Raw genomic sequence first — 19,948 nt, forward strand, 5'->3', positions numbered from 1 at the left:
CCGACATCGAGGACAGACCCATGAAGAAGCTTGACCGCAAGGTCGCCATCGTCTCCGGTTCCGGACGCGGCATCGGCCGCGCCATCGCGATGAAGCTCGCCAGCGAAGGCGCCAAGGTCGTCGTCAACGACCTCGACGCCGCACCCGCCGAGCAGACCGTGGCCGACATCAAGGCCGCGGGCGGCCAGGCGATGGCGTGCGCCGGCAGCGTCACTTCAGACGGATTTGCCGAGACTTTCGTGAAGACCGCCATCGACGGGTTCGGTGGCCTGGACATCATCATCAACAACGCCGGCTACACCTGGGACAACGTGATCCAGAAGATGACCGACGAACAGTGGCAGTCGATCCTGGACGTGCACCTGACGGCGCCCTTCAGGATCCTGCGGGCTGCCGCCGATTACTTCCGTCACCAGTCCAAGCTCGAGGCGGAGGCGGGCAGGGAAGTATTCCGCAAGGTCGTCAACATTTCCTCCGTCGCCGGCACCGGCGGCAATGCGGGCCAGGCCAACTACTCGGCCGGCAAGGCCGGCATCATCGGCCTGACCAAGGCCCTGTCCAAGGAATGGGGGCGGTACAAGGTCAACGTCAATGCGGTCGCTTTCGGCATGATCAGGACCAGGCTGACCGAGGCACCGGCGGGCGGAGACGCCTCCATCGACGTCGAGGGCCGCAAGATCAAGGTCGGCGTCAACCCTGACCTCCTGGCCATGATGGAGCGCAGCATCCCCCTCGGCCGGGGCGGCACGCCCGAGGAAGCCGCCGGATCCGTGTACTTGCTGTGCACGCCGGAATCGAACTACATCAGCGGCCAGACCTTGATCTGCGGCGGCGGGCTTTCCCTCTGACCGGAAATCCCGCGCATGGATCCGTCGTTCCGCGAGGATGATCGCGCCCAGCGGCAGCTTTTCGAGCATGACGCCGGCTGCGACCTGGCCAGCCTGAAGACCCCCGCAACGCCGGCCGGCGACCCTTATGCCGTCAACGGCTTGAAGATCTGGCCCAACCATGCCCACTGCTTCGCCGCCCTGCGCGGCCGGGTGATGGTGCAGCGGCGCCGCGCCGGGATGCAACCGTCGATGTCCCCGTTCGCAGGGAAAGACATTGCATGACCCTGATGACGACCACTGTGTCGCCCGGTGGCGGCGACTTTGCCCGCAACCGGGACGCTTACCTGGCGCGCATCGCCGACCTGCATGCGCGCCGCGCCCGCGCGCTGGCGGGCGGCCCTGAGAAGGCACGCCGGCTGCACAAGGAGCGCGGCCAGCTGCTGCCGCGGGAAAGGCTGGCGGCGGTGCTCGACCCGGGCTCCCCTTTCCTCGAGTTCGGCCAGCTCGCCGGCGAAGGGCTGTACGAAGGCGTTCCGCCCGGCGGCAGCATCATCACCGGCGTCGGCCTGGTCAGCGGCCGCGCCTGCATGCTGATGATCCACGACGCCACGGTGAAGGGGGGCACCTACTACGGAATCACCGCCAAGAAGCACGTGCGGGCGCAGATGTTCGCCTGGCAGCACCGCCTGCCGTGCATCACCATGGTGCAGTCGGGGGGCGCCAACCTGCCCGAGCAGGCGCACATTTTTCCCGACGACGGGCAGTTCGGCTCGATCTTCTACAACCAGATCCGCATGTCGGGCGAGGGCATCACGCAGATCGCCACCGTCCACGGCCCGTCCACGGCCGGCGGCGCCTACTTGCCGGCACTGTGCGACGAGGCGGTGATCGTGCGCAACCAGGGTGCGATGTTCCTGGGCGGGCCGCAACTGGTGTATGCGGCGACCAGGGAGGTGGTCGATGTCGAAACCCTGGGCGGCGGCGACATGCACAGCCGCGTCAGCGGCGTCACCGACCACCTGGCCGAGAGCGACAGCCACGCCATCGCCATCGTGCGCGGCATCGTCGCCAACCTCGGCACCGGCCCGCGGCAGCGCTGGGACGTTGCCGCGCCGAAGCCACCGCGCTTCGACCCGCGCGACATTTATGGAATCGTGAGCGCCGACAACCGCCACCCCACCGACAACCGCGAGGTGCTGGCGCGACTCATCGACGACAGCGACCTGCAGGAGTTCAAGCCACTGTACGGCAGCTCGATGATCTGCGGCTTCGCCCGCATCAATGGATTCCAGGTCGGCATCCTGGCCAACAACGGCGTCATCTTCTCCGAGAGTGCGCTCAAGGGCGCGCATTTCATCGAGCTGGCCTGCCAGCGCGATATCCCGCTGCTGTTCATCGCGGACGTTTCGGGCTTCATGGTGGGGCAGGCGGTCGAGCGTGAGGGGATCGCCAAGCACGGCGCCAAGTTCATGACCGCCATGGCCTCTGCCAACGTGCCGCGTTACACGCTGATCACCGGCGGCTCCTATGCCGCTGCCTACCTGGCGATGTGCGGGCGGCCGTTCAAGCCGCACGTGATGATGATGTGGCCCACCGGCCGCGCGGCGCTCATGGGTCCCGAGCAGGCCGCGACCACGCTGAGCATGGTTCGCGACAACATTCACCAGCGCGAGGGCACGAGCTGGACGGACGAAGAGAAGGAGCGCTTCAAGCAGCCCATCCGCGAACAGTTCGAGGCGTTCGCCAGCCCTTACAACTATGCCGCCCATCTGTGGTGCGACATGGTCATCGACCCGCTGGAAACACGTGACACGATGGCGCTGCTGCTCGAGATGGCCGGCCGGCAGCCGAAGCGCGACACGCAGTTCGGCGTGTTCCGCATGTGAGCCGCGCCAAGCAGAACCGGCAATGAACTTCGACTACAGCGACACACAGCACCAGATCCGCGCCGGCGTCAGGGACCTGTGCAAGGGCTTCGGCCCCGAATACTGGCGACGTTGCGCGCAGGAGGGGGCCTACCCCGAAGCCTTCGTCGACGCGATGGCCAAGGCCGGATGGCTGGCGGCGCTGATTCCCGAGGAATACGGCGGCGCCGGGCTGCCGCTACTCGACGCCTGTCTGATCCTGCAGGAGATCAACCAGAATGGCGGCAGCGCCGTGCACTGCCACGCGCAGATGTACACGATGGCCTCGATCATGCGCCACGGCAGCGAAGCGCAGAAGCGGCGCACGCTGCCGCGCATCGCCGACGGCAGCCTGCGGCTGCAGGCCTTCGGCGTGACGGAGCCGGATGCGGGGTCGAACACGCTGGCGATCAAGACCTTCGCGCGCAAGGTGCCGGGAGGCTACGTGGTGAACGGCCAGAAGATATGGACGTCCCGCTACAGCCATTCCCACATGTACCTGCTGATCGCGCGCACGACGCCGATCGATGATGTGAAGAAGAAGACCGATGGCTTGAGCCTTTTCCTCATCGACATCAAGAAGGCAGGCGCGTCGTTGAAAGCGACGCCCATCCGCACGATGATCAATCACCACACCTTCCAGGTCTTCATCGACGACCTACATTTGACCGAGGACGACCGTATCGGGGAAGAAGGCAAGGGCTTCCATTACCTGCTCGATTCGCTGCACTCCGAGCGGCTGCTGGTGGCCAGCGAGGCCATCGGCGACGGGCACTGGTTCGTCGAAAAGGCGGCGCGCTACGGCACGGAGCGCGTCGTCTTCGACCGTCCGATCGGTGCGAACCAGGGCGTGCAGTTCCCGATCGCGCGTGCGCACATCAACGTGGAGGCCGCCGAGCTGATGCGCAACAAGGCGGCCACGCTGTTCGACGCGGGCCTGCCTTGCGGCCGCGAGGCGACGATGGTCAAGTACCTGGCCAGCGAAGCCGCTTGGGAGGCCGCCGAGGCGGCGATGACGACGTTCGGCGGCTACGGGGTGGCCTGCGACTTCGACATCGAGCGCAAGTGGAAGGAAAGCAGGCTCTTCCGCACCGCGCCGATTTCCAACAACCTGGTGCTGGCGCAGGTGGCGGAGCACCTGCTGGGCATGCCCCGCTCCTATTGACGTGGGAACGCCATGGGCTACGACACCCTGCTGATCCATGCTGCGCCCGGGACCGTACCGGCGGACGGTATCCATTGCCTGGTGCTGAACCGCCCCGAGGTGATGAACGCGATGAACACGCAGATGTTCGTCGACCTGCGCGAGGCGTTGCACGAACTCGCTTTCGACGATGGCCTGCGCGTCCTGATCGTCACTGGTGCCGGCGAGCGTGCGTTCTGCACCGGCGGCGACCTGAAGCAGCGTGACGGGATGACCGATCTCGCGTGGCGCAAGCAGCACCAGCTTGCCGAGGAGGTGCTGCTGGCGGTGAAGGACTTTCCGCGCCCCGTGATCGCCGCCGTGGAGGGCCACGCCCATGGCGGGGGTTGCGAACTGGCTCTGATGTGCGACTGGATCGTGGCCGCGCGCACGGCAGCGTTCTCGCTGCCCGAGGTGCGGCGCGGCATCATGCCTGGCGGCGGCGGCATCCAGAACCTGGTGCGCGCCGTCGGCGGACGTCGCGCGAAGCAACTGCTGCTGACGGCCCGGCGCTTCTCGGCCGAACAGGCCTCGGCGTGGGGCATGGTGACCAGCGTTGCGGAGCCGGGCCAGGCGCTGGCCGCGGCGGTGGCCGAGGCGCGCGAGATCGTGCTGGCCGCGCCCATGGCCGCGCACTACGTCAAGGTGGCGGCGTCTCGGGGAGGGGAGGTGGACTTCCACTCCGGCTACGCGCTCGACATAGCGGCCTACAACGTGCTCGTATCGTCCGAGGACCGGCTCGAGGGGGTGAGAGCCTTCAACGAAAAGCGGGCGCCCCGCTGGGCGGGGCGCTAGTGTTCAGGAAGATCCTGATCGCCAACCGCGGGGAAATCGCCTGCCGCATCGCGCGCACCTGCAAGCGCCTGGGCATTGCGGTGGCCGGTGTGCACTCCAGCGCCGACCGCGACGCGCTGCACACGGTGGAGATCGGTGAGTCGATCGGCCTTGGCGGCGCCACGGCGACCGAGAGCTACCTGCGCATCGATGCCGTGATCGCAGCCGCGCTGCGCACGGGCTCGGAGGCCATCCACCCAGGCTACGGGTTCCTCGCCGAGAATCCTGCCTTCGCCCGTGCCGTGGAGGCCGCCGGACTGGTCTTCATCGGGCCCACCCCCGAGGTCATCGACCGGCTGGGCAACAAGGCTTCGGCGAAGGCCGAGGCCCGCTGCGCCGGCATTGCGGTTCTGGGCGGCGGCGAAGAGGCGAGCGCCGACGCCGAGGTGGTGGCGGCCCGGGCACGGGCGCTGCCGCTGCCGGTGCTGCTGAAGCCCGCGGCCGGCGGCGGCGGCAAGGGCATGCATGTGGTGCGCCACCCCGGCGCATTGGCGGATGCCATCGCCACGGCGATGCGGGAGGCGGGCAGCGCCTTCGGCGACCCCGCGCTGATCGTGGAGCCCTACGTCGAACACGGCCGGCATGTCGAGGTTCAGATTGCCGGTGACGGGCGCGGTCACGTCATCCATCTGTTCGAGCGCGAGTGCACCTTGCAGCGCCGGTATCAGAAGCTGATCGAGGAGGCCCCGGCCGCGCCGCTGCCGGAAGGCCTGAGAGAGCAGTTGCTGGCCGACGCGGTGCGACTGGCGCAGCGGCTGAACTACCGGGGGGTAGGCACGGTGGAGTTCCTGGTCGCGCGCGATCGTCATTGGTTCCTCGAGGTGAACCCACGGCTGCAGGTGGAGCACCCGGTGACCGAAGAGGTGACCGGGGTCGACGTGGTGGAGCTGATGCTGCGCATCGCAGCGGGCGAGGGGCTGCCCCTGCGCCAGCAGGACGTGTCGCTGCGCGGCCATGCGGTCGAGGCCCGTCTGTGCGCCGAAGACCCCGAACGGGATTTCCTGCCGTCCACCGGCGAGATCGTCGTGCTGCGCTTTCCCGCGTGGGACGTGCGGGTCGAGACGGGCGTGCGCGCCGGCTCCGTGGTGACGCCGTACTACGACTCCATGCTCGCCAAGCTGATCGTGCATGCCGCAGACCGCCAGGCTGCGCTGGATCGCCTGTCGCTCGCGCTGGCCGCAACGCAGGTGCTGGGGGTGACCACGAACGGCCGGTTCCTGCAGCAGTTGATCGCGCTTGCACAGACGCGCGATGGCAGCTTCCATACGCGTACCGTCGACGAATTGCTGAAGGATGGCGCCGGCGCGATGGTGGCGCCGCTGCGCCTGGTTGCCGCGGCCGCAGCCTGGTGGCTTCTCGATATGCGGGCGCAGGGCGCCGGTTATGGCGCCTGGTCTGCCCCCGATGTCACCGGTTGGCAGATGCACGCGGGCGACGATCCGGTGTCTGCGGTGCCCGGCCTGCTGCTGCGCGACCGCGTCAGGCTGCACGAGGTCCGTTTCGGCGCGCGCCAGCCTGGTGGCGAGATGCTGGTGCAGGTGGGCCAGGAGCGCCTGCGCCTGGCGTTGCGGGCCGACGGCGATCTGTGGCAGCTGAACCTGGGCGACGCCGTGGAGCACGTGGCCATCGCGCGCCGGGCCGGCCGGCTGTACGTCCAAGCCGGCGAGGGGGCCTTCGACTTCGAGGCCATCGATTACCTAGCCCAGGCCGCCGCGGCCCAGGTCACTTCCGGCGAGCTGCGCACGCCGATGATGGGCACCATCCTGAAGACGCACGCGGCCGTGGGAGACATGGTGCGCGCCGGGGACGTGGTGGTCACGATGGAATCGATGAAGATGGAAATGAAGATCTGTGCCGAGCACGAGGGTGTCCTGCGCAGCCTGACCGTCGCCGCCGGGCAGACAGTCGAACGGGGCGCGCTCGTCGCACAGGTCGATGCCGCAGTGCCCACCCATGAAGGAGACAGCCAGCCATGAGCGACGCCGACACCGTCATCTATGAAGTCCGCGACGGCATCGCCACCGTCAAGATCAACCGGCCCGAGATCCGCAATGCACTGTCGCCGGCGGCGGCCAACCGGCTGCACGACTGCTGGGGAGAAGTCGATGCGGACCGGAACGTCCGCGTTGCCATCCTCACGTCCGCAGACTGCGGCACCTTCTGCGCCGGGCTGGACTTGCGCGAGGCCGCGCGCGTGAAGCAGGAAGAGGGCGTCGATATCCTGACGAAGATGAAGGATCCCTTCCACGCCCGCCAGCGCCGCGTGGCCAAGCCGATCATCGCGGCCATGACGGGGCACCTGATCGCCGGCGGCATGATGCTCAGCCTGAACTCCGACCTGCGCGTGGGCCTCAAGGGCACGCAGGTGGGCATCACCGAGACGCGCATCGCCGGCCGGGGCAGCCCTTGGGCGATCCCGCTGCTGTGGATGCTGCCGCAGCCCTTGCTGATGGAGATGGTGCTGACCGGCGAGCTCTACCCGATCAGCACCTTCCATGAGCTGGGCTTCATCAATTACCTCGAGGAGACGCCCGACGCCGTCCGGGCGCGCGCGCAGTCGCTGGCAGAGCGCATCCGGGACAATGCACCCTTGTCCGTCATGGCCGGCAAGGAGTCGATCCTGACGGCGATGAGCGCGGGCTGCGAGGCCGGCATGGCGCTGGCGAACAACATCTACCGTGCGGCTTATGCCAGCGAGGACGCGCAGGAAGGGCCGCGCGCCTTCGCGGAAAAGCGCAAACCCGTGTGGAAAGGGCGCTGAGGCGCAGACCATGCAACAGCCGTGGTCCACGGGCGAGTCGGGTCTCCCGCCGGGTCTGCACGTGCTCGAGAGGAGCTGGCTCTCTAGCAACGGGGTGCTCTTCATCGGCGCCGGCTCGACCGCGCTCGTCGACAGCGGCTATTGCACCGATGCGCAGCAGACCGTCGCGCTGGTCGAGCGGGTCCTGCAGGGACGCAGGCTGGACCGCCTGGTCAACACCCATCTGCACAGCGACCACTGCGGAGGCAACGCTGCGCTGCAGGCCCGCTGGCCCGCCGTGCGCACCTGGATTCCCCCTGGCCTGGCCGCGGCAGTGGCTGCCTGGGACACCGTGGCGCTGGGCTACCAGCCCGAAGGCCAGGTCTGCCCGCGCTTCCGCCACGACGCGCTCGTGCGGCCAGGCACCGAGATCGAACTGGGGGACCGCTCCTGGCAGGTGCATGCGGCGCCGGGGCACGACCCCGATTCGGTGATCCTATTCGAGCCGCGCTCCGGAACCCTGATCTCGGCCGATGCGCTCTGGGAGAACGGCTTCGGCATCGTGTTTCCCGAACTGGAGGGTGCCAGCGGCTTCGATCAGGTGAGCAGCACCTTCGACCTGATCGAGCAACTTGCGCCGAGTTGGGTGATCCCCGGCCACGGCCGGGTGTTTCGCTTCGAACTCGCGGTGCTGGGCCGCGCGCGCGATCGCCTGCAGGCCTTCATGCGCAACCCGTCCCGCCATGCGCACCATGCGGCCAAGGCTCTGCTGAAGTTCAGGCTGCTGGAGACGCGGCAGGTGAGCTTGGACGAACTGGTGTCCTGGGCCGCCGCCACGCCGCGCTTCGGCAGCCTCCGCCAGCGCCTGGCCGCGGACACCGCCATGCCCGCCTGGATCGAGCTGCTCACGCAGGAACTGGTGCGGGCGCAGGTTCTGCGCCGCGTCGGCGATACCCTCCACGACGCTTGAGGCTCGGCGAGACGCCGGGCGGATCAGGCCTCCGTCGGCGGGCCGGCGACGGCCGAGGGCAGGATCAACGGCTTGCCCGGAGTCCCCCGGTCCTGGAGCGCGCACAGCAGTTCGCGGAACCGGGCCGCCGCGGCTGGCTCCGTCTGAGGGTGGGTGGCCGCGGCAATCGCCACGTCGAGACGGTCGCCCGCTTGCGAAAGGGTGCGGAACGACACCCCTTGCATGCGATGCGCCTGGCTCGCGGATGGCACGAGCGCGACGCCCATCCCGCTCGCCACGAGGCTCAGCAAGGTCTGGACCTGCACTGCCTCCTGCACGGTGCGCGGCGTGAAGCCGGCCGCCTGGCAGGCCGAGACCACCTGCGCGCACAGGTTTGCCGCCGCCCCGGCGGCGTACAAGACAAACCCTTCGTCCCGCAGGTCCGGCAGCTGGACCTGGTCGGCCCGCGCCAGGGCGCTGCCCTCCGGGACGGCCGCGACGAGCTGGTCGAATTCCACCGGGACCAGCCGCGCCGCGGTGGACGCCACCACTGGGTAGCGTACGAGGCCCAGGTCGAGCTCGCCGCGCTCGACCTGCAGGAGAATCCCGGTCGTGGTTCCCTCGCGCAGGTCGAGCTGAACCTGAGGATAGAGGCTGCGAAAGTGCGGCAGCGCCCGCGGGAAAACCCGATAAGTGGCCGAGCCCACGAAGCCAATGCGCAACTGCCCCGCAAGACCACCTGCAGCGCTCGCTGCGGTGGCCTTGAGCTGCATCACGTGGTGGACGATCTGCCGTGCATGCGGAAGGATCGCCTCGCCGACGACCGTCAGGCGCAGGCCGCGGCCGCCGCGGATGAACAAGGGTGTCCCGAGTTCATCTTCCAGTCGCTTGATCGACATGGATAGAGGCGGCTGCGCCATGTGCAGGCGCTCTGCCGCCTTGCGGAAGTTGAGGGTTTCCGCCAGCAACACCATGTGCTGGGCTTGCCGCCAGTTCATCACAGGAGGATATCAGTTGCAGCCCTATCTGGTATTGGACGGGTATGGAGCGGCTGCTTATAGTGCGGCGCATGTCGAAGCGTCTGAACCCATGAACCTGCCATCCGAACGCGAAGAGACGCTCGAGCTGTTGGTGGATGCCGCCCGCCGCTTCGCGCGTGAGGTGCTGCTGCCGGCCGAGGAGATCGTCGAGGAAACCAACGAAATTCCGGCGCACGTGGTCCGTGGCATGCGGGACCTCGGGCTTTTCGGCATGACGATCCCGGAGAAGTACGGCGGTCTGGGCCTGAGCATGTACGAGGAGGCGCGTGTGGTGATGGAGATCTGTTACGCACAGCCGGCATTCCGTTCCTATTTCGGCACCACCAACGGCGTGGGCACGCTCGGGATCATCAACTATGGCAGCGAGGAACAGAAGGGCAAGTACCTGCCGCAGCTTGCCTCCGGCGAAATGATGGCGTCGTTCGCGCTGACCGAGCCGGACGCGGGCTCCGACGCCGCCTCGCTCAGCACCAGAGCCACGCGCGAGGGCGACGGTTTCGTGATCAATGGGACCAAGCGGTTCATCACGAACGCGATCCATGCCGGCGTGTTCACCGTTTTCGCGCGCACCGCTCCCAGGGACGCGGGTGCGAACGGGATCTCCGCCTTCCTGGTGGAGCGCGGGACACAGGGGCTCACCGTGGCCAAGCCGTACCGCAAGATGGGCTTTGCCGGCTCGCATGAATCGGATGTGATCTTCGAGGACGTCCGGGTGCCGGCCAGCGCCATGCTTGGGCCGGAAGGCACCGGCTTCAAGAACGCCATGAAGTCCCTGGACCACGCCCGCCTGCACATGGCTGCCGTGGCCACGGGATTGTGCCAGCGACTGCTCGACGAGGGCCTGCGCTACGCCACCGAGCGCAAGCAGTTCGGCCAGGCCATCGCGAAGTTCCAGTTGATCCAGGCACTGCTGGCCGACAGCCAGGCCGATGCCTATGCCGCACGGGCGATGGTGGAACGCGCCGCGCGCGACAAGGATGCCGGCAAGTCGATCACCAAGGAAGCGGCTTGCTGCAAATACTTTGCCACCGAGGCGGCCGGGCGCATCGCGGACCGCATGCTGCAGATCCATGGCGGCAACGGCTACATCAAGGAGTACGCCATCGAGCGGCTCTATCGCGACGTCCGCCTGCTGCGCATCTACGAGGGTACCAGCCAGATCCTGCAACTGGTCACCGCACGGGAAATGCTGCGCGAGGTAGCCTGAGCCATGAGCGGCCCCCTCGACGGCATCCGCGTGATCGACCTCACCAGCGTGGTGATGGGCCCCTATGCCAGCTCCGTGCTGGCGGACTATGGCGCAGACGTGATCAAGGTCGAACCGCCTGCGGGCGACGTGATGCGCAAGTCCGGGCCGATGCGCAATGTCGACATGGGTCACTTCTATCTCTCACTCGGGCGCAACAAGCGTTCGGTGGTGCTCGACCTGAAGCAGGACCAGGGGCGGGAGGTCCTGCTGCGGCTGGCGCGCCATGCCGACGTGCTGGTCTACAACATCCGGCCGCAAGCCATGGCCCGGCTGGGCCTCGGCTACGAGACCCTGCAGGCCCTCAATCCGCGGCTGGTCTACGCCGGGGCTTATGGGTTCAGCCAGAAGGGTCCCTATGCCCGCAGACCGGCATATGACGACCTGATCCAGGGCATGTGCGGCATTCCCTGGCTCGCGCAGCAGGCCGGCGCCGACAAGCCGCGCTACGCGCCCATGGTGCTCGTGGACCGGATGGCTGGCTTGCAGCTGTGCACCGCCATCACCTCCGCGCTGGTGTATCGCGAGCGCACAGGCCGCGGCCAGCGCGTGGACGTCCCCATGTTCGAGGGCATGCTGTCGGTCATTCTCGGCGAGCATCTGGCCGGAGAACAATTCGTGCCCGCAGCAGGGCCCAGCGGTTACCAGCGCAGCCTCGCCCGCGACCGGCGGCCTTACCGGACCCGGGATGGCTACATTTGCGTGCTGGTGTACAACGACAAGCACTGGCGCAGCTTCTTTGCGGCGATCGGGCAGTCGCAAATGTTCGACCTCGACGCGCGCTTCGCCAGCCAGAACGAGCGCCTGAGGCACATCGACCACGTCTACGGCTACCTCAGCGAAGTCCTGGCGACGCGTACCACGGACGAATGGCTGCGCGTGTTCGAGCAGGCCGACATCCCCGCTGCGCGGTTGTACAGCATCGACGACATCGTCGCCGATGAGCACGTGCAGGCGACCGGCTTCGTAAAGACGGTGCGGCATCCGACCGAAGGCGAAATCCGGATCACCGCGATTCCCACCGAGTGGTCGGAGTCCATGCCCGAGAACCGGCGCCCTGCGCCCGCGCTGGGCGAACACACCCGCGAAGTCCTCCTCGAATTCGGTTATGCCGACGGGGACATCGCGGCCATGCGGGATCGGGGCGTGCTGGGCGCGCTTGCTCCGACCGAGACCAAGGAGACGACATGAACATCAACCGGCGTAGCTTCGCCCTGGGTGGCGCGGCCCTTTTCCTGCCCGGATTGGCGGCCGCCCAGCAGGGCTGGCCGCAGAAGCCCGTGCGGCTGATCGTGCCGTTTTCGGCCGGCGGACCCAGCGACGTATTGGCGCGCGCATTCGCCCGGAACTTCTCCGACGCGATCGGTCAGCCGGTGGTGGTCGAGAACCGCGCAGGTGCAGGAGGCGCGATCGGCATCGACGCCGCCGCCAAGGCGGCGCCCGATGGCTATACCCTCGGCTTCGCGCACACGGGCACGACGGCCATCAATCCGCACGTGATGGCGAAGCATCCCTACGACCCGCTGGCGGATCTCACGCCCATTACTCCGATCGTCTCTTACGCCAACGTGCTTGTCGTGAATGCGGACATACCGGTCCGTACGGTGGCGGACTTCGTGGCCTGGGCCAAGGCAAACCCGCGGCAGGCCAGCTTCGCGTCCGGCGGCACCGGAGCCAGCAACCACTTGGCCGGCGAGCTGCTGAAGGTTCTCACCGGTGCGCCGCTCACCCACATCCCGTACAAGGGAAGCGGGCCCGCGATGACCGACGTGGTCGGCGGAACCGTCCCCGCAATGTTTGACATCCCGGTGACCTTGCTGCCCCACGTGCGCTCCGGACGTATCCGCCCCCTGGCGATCCTGAGCCCGCGGCGCAGCAGTGTGCTGCCGGACGTGCCCACGCTGCGGGAGGCCGGCTATCCGGGCTTCGAGGAGGCCGGCAGCGACCTGTGGTTCGGCCTCGTCGGTCCGGCCGGGTTGCCGCAAGCCCTACTGGAGCGCATGCACGCCGAGACTGCCGCGGTGCTGCGCAGGCCCGAGATGCTGGAATCCATCAAGACCATGGGCTACGAACCGTGGGTCATGTCGCCCCAGGAGTTCCGGGCGTTCATCCGGAATGACCACAGCAAATGGGGCAAGGTGGTGAAGGCGGCCGGGCTGAAGCAGGAGTGATGTCGATGCTGCTTCAAAGGGCAAATCGAGGGGTCTGCAATTCGAGGCAGGTGAGCGGCCACCCGCGCCAGATCTCGCGCAGGCGGGGCCGACGCCGGCCAGGTGGTCTTTGTCCGTTGTAGGCATTGTTCCAAATCCGTCGATCGGAGGCTTTCAGGCATGTGCAGCATCGAATCCTTGTTCGCGAACAACAGGGCCTGGTCGGCTCGGTGCGTGGCCCAGGACCCGCAGTTCTTCCAAAGGCTGGCACGGCAGCAGTCGCCGCGGTACTTGTGGATCGGCTGTTCGGACAGCCGTGTTCCGGCCAACGAGATTCTGGGGCTTCGTCCGGGAGAGGTGTTCGTCCACCGGAACGTGGGCAACCTCGTGGTGCACTCCGACCTGAACTGCCTGACCGTGCTGCAATACGCCGTGGAGGTCCTGAAGGTGGAACACGTCCTCGTGGTGGGGCACTATGGGTGTGGCGCGGTGCAGGCGGTGGTGGAGCAGCGGCGTACCGGGCTGGCGGAGAACTGGCTGCGGCACCTGGAAGACGTCAGCCGAAAGCATGCTGATCGGCTGGGCCACAAGGCGGCGACGGAGGCGCGCGCGTCTCTCCTGTGCGAGCTGAACGTGATCGAGCAGGTCAGCAACGTGTGTCGGACGACCACTGTACGCCGGGCGTGGGAGCGAGGGCAGCACCTGGAAGTGCATGGGCTGGTCTATGGGCTCGGCGACGGGCTGCTCCGACGGGTCGGCGCAAGCGTGGGCGGCATCGACGCGCGGGACGCCGGCTACGTCGAGGCACTGTCCGCGTTGGGCGTGCCCTGACCGGTGCCGATCCCCTCGACCCCGAGCTTCGCCTGCAACTCGGCCACCGTCTCCGGGTTGACCAGCGACGACAGGTCGCCCGGGCTCTGGCCGGTGTACACAGCCCGCACCACGCGGCGCATGACCTTCATGTTGCGCGTCTTGGGCAGGTCGCTGACCAGCAGCACCTGGCGGGGACGGTACGAGGCGCCCATGCCGCGGACGACCGCGGCGGACAAATCCTGCTGCAGCACAGGGTCTGCCGGCACGCCGGGCATGGGCACGCACACGCACACGATTGCCGAGCCCTTCACTTCGTCCGGGACGCCGACCACCGCCGCTTCGGACACCTTGCCGGTGCCCGTCAGCAAGGTTTCGATTTCCGACGGTCCGGTGCGCTTGCCCGATACCTTGATCGTGTCGTCGCTGCGGCCGAGGATGTAATAAAGGCCATCCTCGTCACGCATGGCGAAGTCGCCGTGCACCCAAAGGCCGGGCAGGGTGCGCCAGTAGCTGTCGAGGTAGCGTTGGTCGTCGCGCCACAGGCTTTTGGTGAAGCCGATGTTGGGGTTGCGAAGCACCAGCTCGCCCACCTGGCCGGCGGCGACGGTCTTCCCCGCCTCGTCGACGATGTCCGCGCCGACGCCGAGCCCCCCCATGCCGAAGGAGCCCGGCCGCAGCGGATGATGCAAGGTGCCCGTGAAATTGCATCCGCCGACCTCGGTGCCGCCGACGATGTTCAGGAATGGCAGCTTCTTCTTGCACACATTATCGAAGAACCAGCGCCAGGGTGCTTCGGTCCAGGCTTCACCGCCAGAGACGGTGATGCGCAGGGCAGAGAGGTCGAACCTCTCCACCTCCGCGCTGCCGTAGCGCATGAGGCCGCGAATGAGCGTCGGCGCCACCCCCAGGTAGGTGACCTTGTGGTCCTGCAGCAGGCGCCAGAAGCGGCCGGTGTCCGGGAAATCGGGCGTGCCCTCGGCCACGAGCAGGCTGGCGCCGAAGTAGCTGGGGATGCAGGCGCACATCGCCCCGACCATCCAGCCCATGTCGCTCATGAAGAAGAAGCGGTCGGTAGCCCTGAAATCGGCGCAGATGTGCATGTCCCGGGTGACCATCGAACCCAGGAAGCTCACATGCGTCCATACGCATCCCTTGGGTTTGCCGGTGGTACCCGAGGTGTAGAGCAGCACGGCGGCATCGTCGGCGGCCATCTCGGTGGTTTCCAGTTCCGCCGGCTGGCTCGCGACCGCCGCGGCCCAGTCGTGGTCACGCCCGGCGGTCATGGGGCAGTCGGGCAGCGCACCGCCCAGGTGGCGCAGTACCAGTACATGCTGCACGCTGGGCACCGAGGCCAGCGCCACGTCCAGCACGGACTTCATCCCGCCCGGCGTCCCGCGCCGCCACGTACCGTCGACGGTCAGGACCACCTTGGCCTCGCCGTCGTTCAACCGGGCGACGATGGGCTGCGGTCCGAAGCCGGAAAACAGGGGCATGACCACGGCGCCGATCTTCATCACAGCGAAGAAGGCAATGAAGGTTTCGGGCAGGTTGGGCATGTACAACGCCACCCGGTCGCCGCGCTGCACGCCGAGGGAACGCAGGGCGCCTGCCAGGCGGCAGACTTCGGCGTCGAATGCGCGGTATGTCAGGCTGCGCTGTGCAAGCCGGTCCTCGCCCTCCCAGACGAGGAACGGCCGCTCCCACGCGGGCGTTCCGCGATGCCTGTCGATGCAGTTGAGCACGATGTTGGTGGTGGCACCGACACACCATCGCGCCCATTCGATGCCCCGTGAGGTATCCAGAATGCTCTGCGGCCGCTTGTAGAAGCGGAAGTCGCAAAAACGGAGCACCTGCTGCATCAGCCAGGCCGGATCCGCGTCGGCCCGCCTGCACAGTCCGCTCAAATCGGCTTGACCCGTGTAGCGGATGAATGCGCTGAGATTGGATTGCGCCACCGTTTCGGGCGCCGGAACCCAGTCGAACGGTCGTTTGGTAGAATTCATTCCTTCGAGATTAGCTCAAGCCCCGCGCGCAGTCCAGTGTCCGTGTCGAACGGCAAGCGGATGATCCGACGTCCGCGCGCAAGAACGGAGAGTCCGCCATGCACGTCGACGAAGCCATCCGCAGCCGCAAGTCGGTCCGCCGTTTCCTCCCCACGCCGGTGCCGGCCGCCGTGATCAGCCATATCCTGGAGGTGGCGGGGCGGGCCCCGAGCGGGAACAACGTCCAGCCCTGGCAGGTGTACGTGCTGGCGGGCGAGGCGCGCGACCGCCTGTGCCAAGACATCTTGAAAGCCGCGCGGGCGGATGCCGATCGCCACCAGCCCGAATACGCCTACTACCCGACAAGCTGGTTCGAGCCCTACGTCGATCGCCGCCGCCGTTGTGGCCTGGGCCTCTACGCCACGCTGGGCATTGCGCGCGACGACAAACTCGCCCGCGAGGAGCAGATGCTGCGCAACTACACCTTCTTCGACGCGCCCGTGGGGATGCTCGTCACGCTGGACCGGCGCCTGAACACGGGCAGCTTCATGGACGTCGGCATGTTCATCCAGAGCGTGATGGTGGCCGCCCGCGCCGAGGGGCTGCACACATGCGCACAGGCCGCTTTTGCCTGGTTTCACGGAATCGCACGACAGCACCTGCCCATGAGCGACAACGAGATGCTGCTGTGCGGCATCGCGCTCGGGCATGAGGATCCGCAGGCGCCGGAGAATGCCTTCATCACGGAGCGCGTGCCGCTCGACGAGTTCGTCAGCTTCCATGGTTTCGGGGCACCTCGCTGAGAGCCAGGTGTCGGCGGCCATGCCCTCGGGCGGCGTGACAACGCCGCGCAAGACGCTGCTCATCGTGTACCACACGATGACGGGGGGCACCTTGCAAATGGCGCGGGCCGCGGCCCACGGTGCCGGCCAGGAGCAGTCCGTCGAAGTGCGGCTGCTCCAGGCCGCGCGCGCCGGGTCGGACGATGTGCTCGACGCCGATGGCCTGGTCTTCGCCACGCCCGAGAACCTGGGCGCAATGTCCGGGCTGATGAAGGACTTCTTCGACCGCAGTTATTACGCCGCCCTGGAGCGGATCAATGGCCGGCCATACGCGTGCATGGTCTGCGCCGGCAGCGATGGCAGCAACGCGGTGCGCCAGATCGAGCGCATCGCCGCCGGTTGGCGGCTGCGGCGGGTCGCCGATGCCCTGATCGTTTGCACGCACGCCCAAACTCCCCAGGAGATCCTGCGCCAGAAGCGCATCGAACCGGGCGAACTCGAGCGGTGCGAGAACCTGGGCGCCGCTATCGCAACGGGGCTGTCCTTCGGCATCTACTGAAACGTGGCCCCGAGCCATGGGGTAGTGATCGACTGCCTAACTAGTGTTAGACTGATGGCTTCCCCGGTGCAGATGCGCGGGACTCGCTTCTTGCTCACGAAAGGTGCTCATGGATCTCGAACTGAAAGGCAAGTCGGTCATCGTGACCGGCGGCGGCTCGAACATAGGTCGTGCCATCGTCCTCGCATTCGCCGCCGAAGGCGCGCACATCACCATCGGTGACATCGATACGGCGCAGGCGGAGAAGACCGCCGGATTCGCCACGAAGCTGGGCGCTGCGTCCGTGCAGGTGGTCAAGACCGATGTCACGAACCTGCAGCAAGTCCAGGCCATGTTCCAGGCAGCCATGGACAAGCACGGCCGCGTGGATGTGTTGGTCAACAACGTGGGATGGGACAATCTGATGTTCTTCACCCAGACGACACCGGAGTTCTGGCGCAAGGTGATCGACATCAACTATGTCGGCGTGTTGAACTGCACGAAGGCCGCGCTGGACATCATGATCAAGCAGATTGGCGGAGCGATCGTCTCTATCAGCTCGGATGCCAGCCGCCAGGGCGAACCCCGGGAAGCGGTCTACGGGGGCGTGAAAGCCGCGATCAACAGCTTCATGAAGACGATCGCCAAGGAGAACGGCCGCTATGGGATCCGCTGCAACGTCGTCTGCCCTGGGGTGACCATTCCCGAGAACGCGGACGAGGTGGGCGGCAACAGCATGTGGACGAACGCGGACAGCATGTTCACCCCCGAACAGCTCGAGAAGGTGACCAAGGCCCTTCCGCTGCGCAAGGTGGGGCGGCCGCAGGACATCGCGAACGCGGTGGCTTTCCTCGCGTCGGGCAAGGCGGGCCATGTGACTGGCCAGGTCCTTTCCGTCTCCGGCGGCTACAGCATGATTGGTTGAGGAGCCTGCGATGAGCTATACCGACATCATCTACGAAGAGCGCGAACAGATTGCCACCATTGCCATCAACCGGCCGGACGTGATGAACGCCTTTCGCGGCCAGACTGTCGAGGAACTGCTGGCAGCCATGCTGAAGGCGGGATGGGACCGGAACATCGCCGCCATCGTTCTCACCGGCACCGGCGACCGGGCGTTCTGCACCGGTGGCGACCAGTCGGCCCATGCCGGGCAGTACGACGGCCGCGGCACGGCCGGTCTGCCGATCGAGGAACTCCACAGCGTGATCCGCGACGTACCCAAGCCGGTGATCGCGCGCGTCCAGGGCTACGCGATCGGCGGCGGCAACGTGCTGGCCACCCTGTGCGACATGACCATTGCCTCCGAGAAGGCGGTCTTCGGGCAGGTCGGGCCGAAGGTGGGCTCCGTCGATCCCGGCTGGGGCACCGCCTACCTTGCCGCGGTGGTGGGCGAGAAGAAGGCGCGCGAGATCTGGTACATGTGCCGCCGCTACAGCGCGCAGGAGGCGCTCGCGATGGGGCTGTGCAATGTGGTGGTGCCGCACGACCAGCTCGACGCCGAGGTGGCGAAGTGGGGCCGTGAGATCGTCGAGAAGAGTCCCACCGCGCTGGCAATTGCCAAGCGGTCATTCAATGCGTCTACCGAACACATCCGCGGCATCGGCAGCCTCGGCATGCAGGCCCTGAGCCTCTACTACGACACCGACGAGTCGAAGGAGGGCGTGCGCGCGTTTCTCGAGAAGCGCAAGCCTGACTTCCGCAAGGTTCTCGCGGAGCGCAACGCAGCCAGGAAGTGATCGGCATCTGGCAGGGCCTACCGGCTCTGTGCATCAACTTCCGCCGCCGGGCCGGCGCACCAAACCACGACCCACATTCGCCGTCAGGCGTGACCTAGTGGTGATGCCTGCAGTTGCCGGACGGCCTGCCGCCGCTAACTAAGCCATCGCGAGGTGCCGCCGTGCCATTGTCCGGAACTCCGTCGGCCGTTGCTTCGTGTGTTTCTTGAAGAACCGGCCGAAGTAGGCCTCGTCCTCGAAGCCCAGTTCCCACGCAAGCTGCTTGATGCTGACGGAGGAATACACGAGCTCCCGCTGCGCTTCGTGCAGCAGCCGTTCGTTGATGGCATCCAGCGGAGATATCCCGAGCACGTCCCGGCACAGGCGGCCGAGGTGGCCGACGGAAACACCAAGCGCCTCCGCGTAGTGGGCCACGCTGCGTCGCGTGCGGAAGCGCTCGTCGACAAGCCGGCGGAAGTGTTCGATCTGGAGGGCCTTGCGCGAGCGCTGTTCGCTGGGCACCGCCGCGCCCTGACTGATGCGCGAAATCTGCACGAGCAGCGCTGCCAGCAAGGCCATGCCGCTGGCCACGTGGCCAGCCGTGCCATGGCGCGACTCGCGTTCGATGGCCTCGAACAGCGGCATTAGGTCGTCCGCGTAGGGGCTCCTGGCGTCGACGGGCATGACCCTGGGTGTCCGGATGTGGGCCAGCAACGCCGGCGAAAGGGCTGCCACCAGAGATTCCAGCGACCGCTGTGGCGCGGTGATCACGGGGCCGTCGACATCGCTCGGGAATCGGAAGCCGTGCACCACCCCCGCCGGGACGATCACGACGCAGGGAGGCGATAGCCGCCAGCGCCGGTGGTCCATCAGGACCTCGCCGGTGGCGCTGCCTGCCACGACGTACAGCAACTGCAGCAGCCCGTCGTGCACGTGCGGTTCGATCTCGAAGTCGTAGAGACTGGAGCGCTCGGGGATGTGTTCGATGTGGACGAAGTCGAGCCACGCCGGCGCGGAATCTGTGCCGTACAGGGCAAAGCGGGGGACCATTGACATGCACGAATTGTCCGGTTATTCGCCGCCTTTGTCGATTGTGCGCTGCCCGCATGGCAACGACCATCCAGCCCCACGACAAAGGAGACGATTGCCATGCATCGACGCATTTGGGCTCCAATGCGGCTGCCGGTCATTGGCCGCGCCCCGGAGACCAAACTCGAAAAATCCTGTTGTGCAGGTGCC

At 67.2% G+C, this 19,948-nt stretch carries 19 protein-coding genes; 16 read left to right on the forward strand and 3 right to left on the reverse strand.

The annotated features are described in order from the left end of the window. Positions 1-20 precede the first annotated feature (20 nt). The 8 genes from M3149_RS03815 to M3149_RS03850 are packed head-to-tail and all read left to right on the forward strand — an operon-like array spanning position 21 to position 8,461. Positions 21-848: an SDR family NAD(P)-dependent oxidoreductase gene (locus tag M3149_RS03815; protein WP_251708015.1), complete on the forward strand. Its 828-nt coding sequence runs from the start codon at positions 21-23 to the stop codon at positions 846-848. Positions 849-863: 15 nt separating this feature from the next. Further along, positions 864-1,112 (forward strand): hypothetical protein, encoded by a 249-nt coding sequence (locus M3149_RS03820; RefSeq protein WP_251708016.1) that lies wholly within the window; start codon positions 864-866, stop codon positions 1,110-1,112. Next, positions 1,109-2,716 carry an acyl-CoA carboxylase subunit beta gene (locus tag M3149_RS03825; protein ID WP_251708017.1) on the forward strand — a complete coding sequence of 536 codons (1,608 nt, stop codon included), beginning with the start codon at positions 1,109-1,111 and terminating at the stop codon, positions 2,714-2,716. Before M3149_RS03820 ends, M3149_RS03825 begins: the two co-directional genes overlap by 4 nt. Before the next feature lie 22 nt (positions 2,717-2,738). Next, the gene (locus M3149_RS03830; protein WP_251708018.1) at positions 2,739-3,899 is read left to right on the forward strand and encodes an acyl-CoA dehydrogenase family protein; all 1,161 of its coding nucleotides are present in this window, start codon (positions 2,739-2,741) and stop codon (positions 3,897-3,899) included. Between the two features lie 12 nt (positions 3,900-3,911). Next, positions 3,912-4,712 carry an enoyl-CoA hydratase/isomerase family protein gene (locus M3149_RS03835; protein WP_251708019.1) on the forward strand — a complete coding sequence of 267 codons (801 nt, stop codon included), beginning with the start codon at positions 3,912-3,914 and terminating at the stop codon, positions 4,710-4,712. After that, positions 4,712-6,727, forward strand: coding sequence for an acetyl/propionyl/methylcrotonyl-CoA carboxylase subunit alpha (locus M3149_RS03840; RefSeq protein WP_251708020.1), 2,016 nt, complete (start codon positions 4,712-4,714; stop codon positions 6,725-6,727). The genes M3149_RS03835 and M3149_RS03840 overlap by 1 nt, the downstream gene beginning before the upstream one ends. Continuing rightward, the gene (locus tag M3149_RS03845; RefSeq protein ID WP_251708021.1) at positions 6,724-7,512 is read left to right on the forward strand and encodes an enoyl-CoA hydratase/isomerase family protein; all 789 of its coding nucleotides are present in this window, start codon (positions 6,724-6,726) and stop codon (positions 7,510-7,512) included. The genes M3149_RS03840 and M3149_RS03845 overlap by 4 nt, the downstream gene beginning before the upstream one ends. Before the next feature lie 10 nt (positions 7,513-7,522). Beyond that, positions 7,523-8,461, forward strand: coding sequence for an MBL fold metallo-hydrolase (locus tag M3149_RS03850; protein ID WP_251708022.1), 939 nt, complete (start codon positions 7,523-7,525; stop codon positions 8,459-8,461). Positions 8,462-8,484: 23 nt separating this feature from the next. Here M3149_RS03850 and M3149_RS03855 read toward each other — a convergent pair whose 3' ends face one another. Beyond that, positions 8,485-9,438, reverse strand: coding sequence for a LysR family transcriptional regulator (locus M3149_RS03855; protein WP_251708023.1), 954 nt, complete (start codon positions 9,436-9,438; stop codon positions 8,485-8,487). 91 nt (positions 9,439-9,529) lie between these two features. On the opposite strand from M3149_RS03855, the gene M3149_RS03860 reads away from it, so the two are divergent. The 4 genes from M3149_RS03860 to can all read left to right on the forward strand — a co-directional run bounded on the left by M3149_RS03860 (position 9,530) and on the right by can (position 13,707). Then, complete coding sequence (locus M3149_RS03860; protein WP_251708171.1) at positions 9,530-10,687, forward strand: acyl-CoA dehydrogenase family protein; 1,158 nt, start codon at positions 9,530-9,532, stop codon at positions 10,685-10,687. Positions 10,688-10,690: 3 nt separating this feature from the next. Next, entirely contained in the window at positions 10,691-11,917 is a 1,227-nt protein-coding gene (locus tag M3149_RS03865; protein WP_251708024.1) for a CaiB/BaiF CoA transferase family protein, read from the forward strand. Continuing rightward, positions 11,914-12,897, forward strand: coding sequence for a Bug family tripartite tricarboxylate transporter substrate binding protein (locus tag M3149_RS03870; protein ID WP_251708025.1), 984 nt, complete (start codon positions 11,914-11,916; stop codon positions 12,895-12,897). The genes M3149_RS03865 and M3149_RS03870 overlap by 4 nt, the downstream gene beginning before the upstream one ends. Before the next feature lie 159 nt (positions 12,898-13,056). Continuing rightward, positions 13,057-13,707 carry a carbonate dehydratase gene (gene can / locus M3149_RS03875; protein WP_251708026.1) on the forward strand — a complete coding sequence of 217 codons (651 nt, stop codon included), beginning with the start codon at positions 13,057-13,059 and terminating at the stop codon, positions 13,705-13,707. Here can and M3149_RS03880 read toward each other — a convergent pair. Further along, entirely contained in the window at positions 13,671-15,692 is a 2,022-nt protein-coding gene (locus M3149_RS03880; protein WP_251708027.1) for an AMP-binding protein, read from the reverse strand. The two genes, can and M3149_RS03880, sit on opposite strands and share 37 nt — an antisense overlap. A gap of 98 nt (positions 15,693-15,790) precedes the next feature. Between M3149_RS03880 and M3149_RS03885 the strand changes: the two genes are divergently transcribed. The 4 genes from M3149_RS03885 to badI all read left to right on the forward strand — a co-directional run bounded on the left by M3149_RS03885 (position 15,791) and on the right by badI (position 18,730). Further along, positions 15,791-16,474 (forward strand): nitroreductase, encoded by a 684-nt coding sequence (locus M3149_RS03885; RefSeq protein ID WP_251708028.1) that lies wholly within the window; start codon positions 15,791-15,793, stop codon positions 16,472-16,474. A 19-nt stretch (positions 16,475-16,493) separates the two neighbouring features. Beyond that, entirely contained in the window at positions 16,494-17,012 is a 519-nt protein-coding gene (locus M3149_RS03890) for a flavodoxin family protein (RefSeq protein WP_251708172.1), read from the forward strand. Between the two features lie 109 nt (positions 17,013-17,121). After that, the gene (locus M3149_RS03895) at positions 17,122-17,916 is read left to right on the forward strand and encodes an SDR family NAD(P)-dependent oxidoreductase (protein ID WP_251708029.1); all 795 of its coding nucleotides are present in this window, start codon (positions 17,122-17,124) and stop codon (positions 17,914-17,916) included. Between the two features lie 10 nt (positions 17,917-17,926). After that, the gene (gene badI / locus M3149_RS03900) at positions 17,927-18,730 is read left to right on the forward strand and encodes a 2-ketocyclohexanecarboxyl-CoA hydrolase (RefSeq protein WP_251708030.1); all 804 of its coding nucleotides are present in this window, start codon (positions 17,927-17,929) and stop codon (positions 18,728-18,730) included. Positions 18,731-18,868: 138 nt separating this feature from the next. Here the strand turns inward: badI and M3149_RS03905 are convergent, their stop codons facing one another. Then, positions 18,869-19,765, reverse strand: coding sequence for a helix-turn-helix domain-containing protein (locus M3149_RS03905; protein ID WP_251708031.1), 897 nt, complete (start codon positions 19,763-19,765; stop codon positions 18,869-18,871). Positions 19,766-19,948: the final 183 nt, after the last annotated feature.

The organism is Hydrogenophaga intermedia, from assembly GCF_023715105.1.
Lineage (GTDB): Bacteria > Pseudomonadota > Gammaproteobacteria > Burkholderiales > Burkholderiaceae_C > Hydrogenophaga > Hydrogenophaga intermedia_A.

Coding starts and splice junctions, on each gene's coding strand:
- M3149_RS03890 (WP_251708172.1), top strand. CDS start 16,494: ATGCCCTCGGGCGGCGTGACAACGCCGCGCAAGACGCTGCTCATCGTG.
- M3149_RS03815 (WP_251708015.1), top strand. CDS start 21: ATGAAGAAGCTTGACCGCAAGGTCGCCATCGTCTCCGGTTCCGGACGC.
- can (WP_251708026.1), top strand. CDS start 13,057: ATGTGCAGCATCGAATCCTTGTTCGCGAACAACAGGGCCTGGTCGGCT.
- M3149_RS03825 (WP_251708017.1), top strand. CDS start 1,109: ATGACCCTGATGACGACCACTGTGTCGCCCGGTGGCGGCGACTTTGCC.
- M3149_RS03895 (WP_251708029.1), top strand. CDS start 17,122: ATGGATCTCGAACTGAAAGGCAAGTCGGTCATCGTGACCGGCGGCGGC.
- M3149_RS03855 (WP_251708023.1), bottom strand. CDS start 9,438: ATGAACTGGCGGCAAGCCCAGCACATGGTGTTGCTGGCGGAAACCCTC.
- M3149_RS03865 (WP_251708024.1), top strand. CDS start 10,691: ATGAGCGGCCCCCTCGACGGCATCCGCGTGATCGACCTCACCAGCGTG.
- M3149_RS03845 (WP_251708021.1), top strand. CDS start 6,724: ATGAGCGACGCCGACACCGTCATCTATGAAGTCCGCGACGGCATCGCC.
- M3149_RS03905 (WP_251708031.1), bottom strand. CDS start 19,765: ATGTCAATGGTCCCCCGCTTTGCCCTGTACGGCACAGATTCCGCGCCG.
- M3149_RS03850 (WP_251708022.1), top strand. CDS start 7,523: ATGCAACAGCCGTGGTCCACGGGCGAGTCGGGTCTCCCGCCGGGTCTG.
- M3149_RS03820 (WP_251708016.1), top strand. CDS start 864: ATGGATCCGTCGTTCCGCGAGGATGATCGCGCCCAGCGGCAGCTTTTC.
- badI (WP_251708030.1), top strand. CDS start 17,927: ATGAGCTATACCGACATCATCTACGAAGAGCGCGAACAGATTGCCACC.
- M3149_RS03880 (WP_251708027.1), bottom strand. CDS start 15,692: ATGAATTCTACCAAACGACCGTTCGACTGGGTTCCGGCGCCCGAAACG.
- M3149_RS03830 (WP_251708018.1), top strand. CDS start 2,739: ATGAACTTCGACTACAGCGACACACAGCACCAGATCCGCGCCGGCGTC.
- M3149_RS03870 (WP_251708025.1), top strand. CDS start 11,914: ATGAACATCAACCGGCGTAGCTTCGCCCTGGGTGGCGCGGCCCTTTTC.
- M3149_RS03835 (WP_251708019.1), top strand. CDS start 3,912: ATGGGCTACGACACCCTGCTGATCCATGCTGCGCCCGGGACCGTACCG.
- M3149_RS03885 (WP_251708028.1), top strand. CDS start 15,791: ATGCACGTCGACGAAGCCATCCGCAGCCGCAAGTCGGTCCGCCGTTTC.
- M3149_RS03860 (WP_251708171.1), top strand. CDS start 9,530: ATGAACCTGCCATCCGAACGCGAAGAGACGCTCGAGCTGTTGGTGGAT.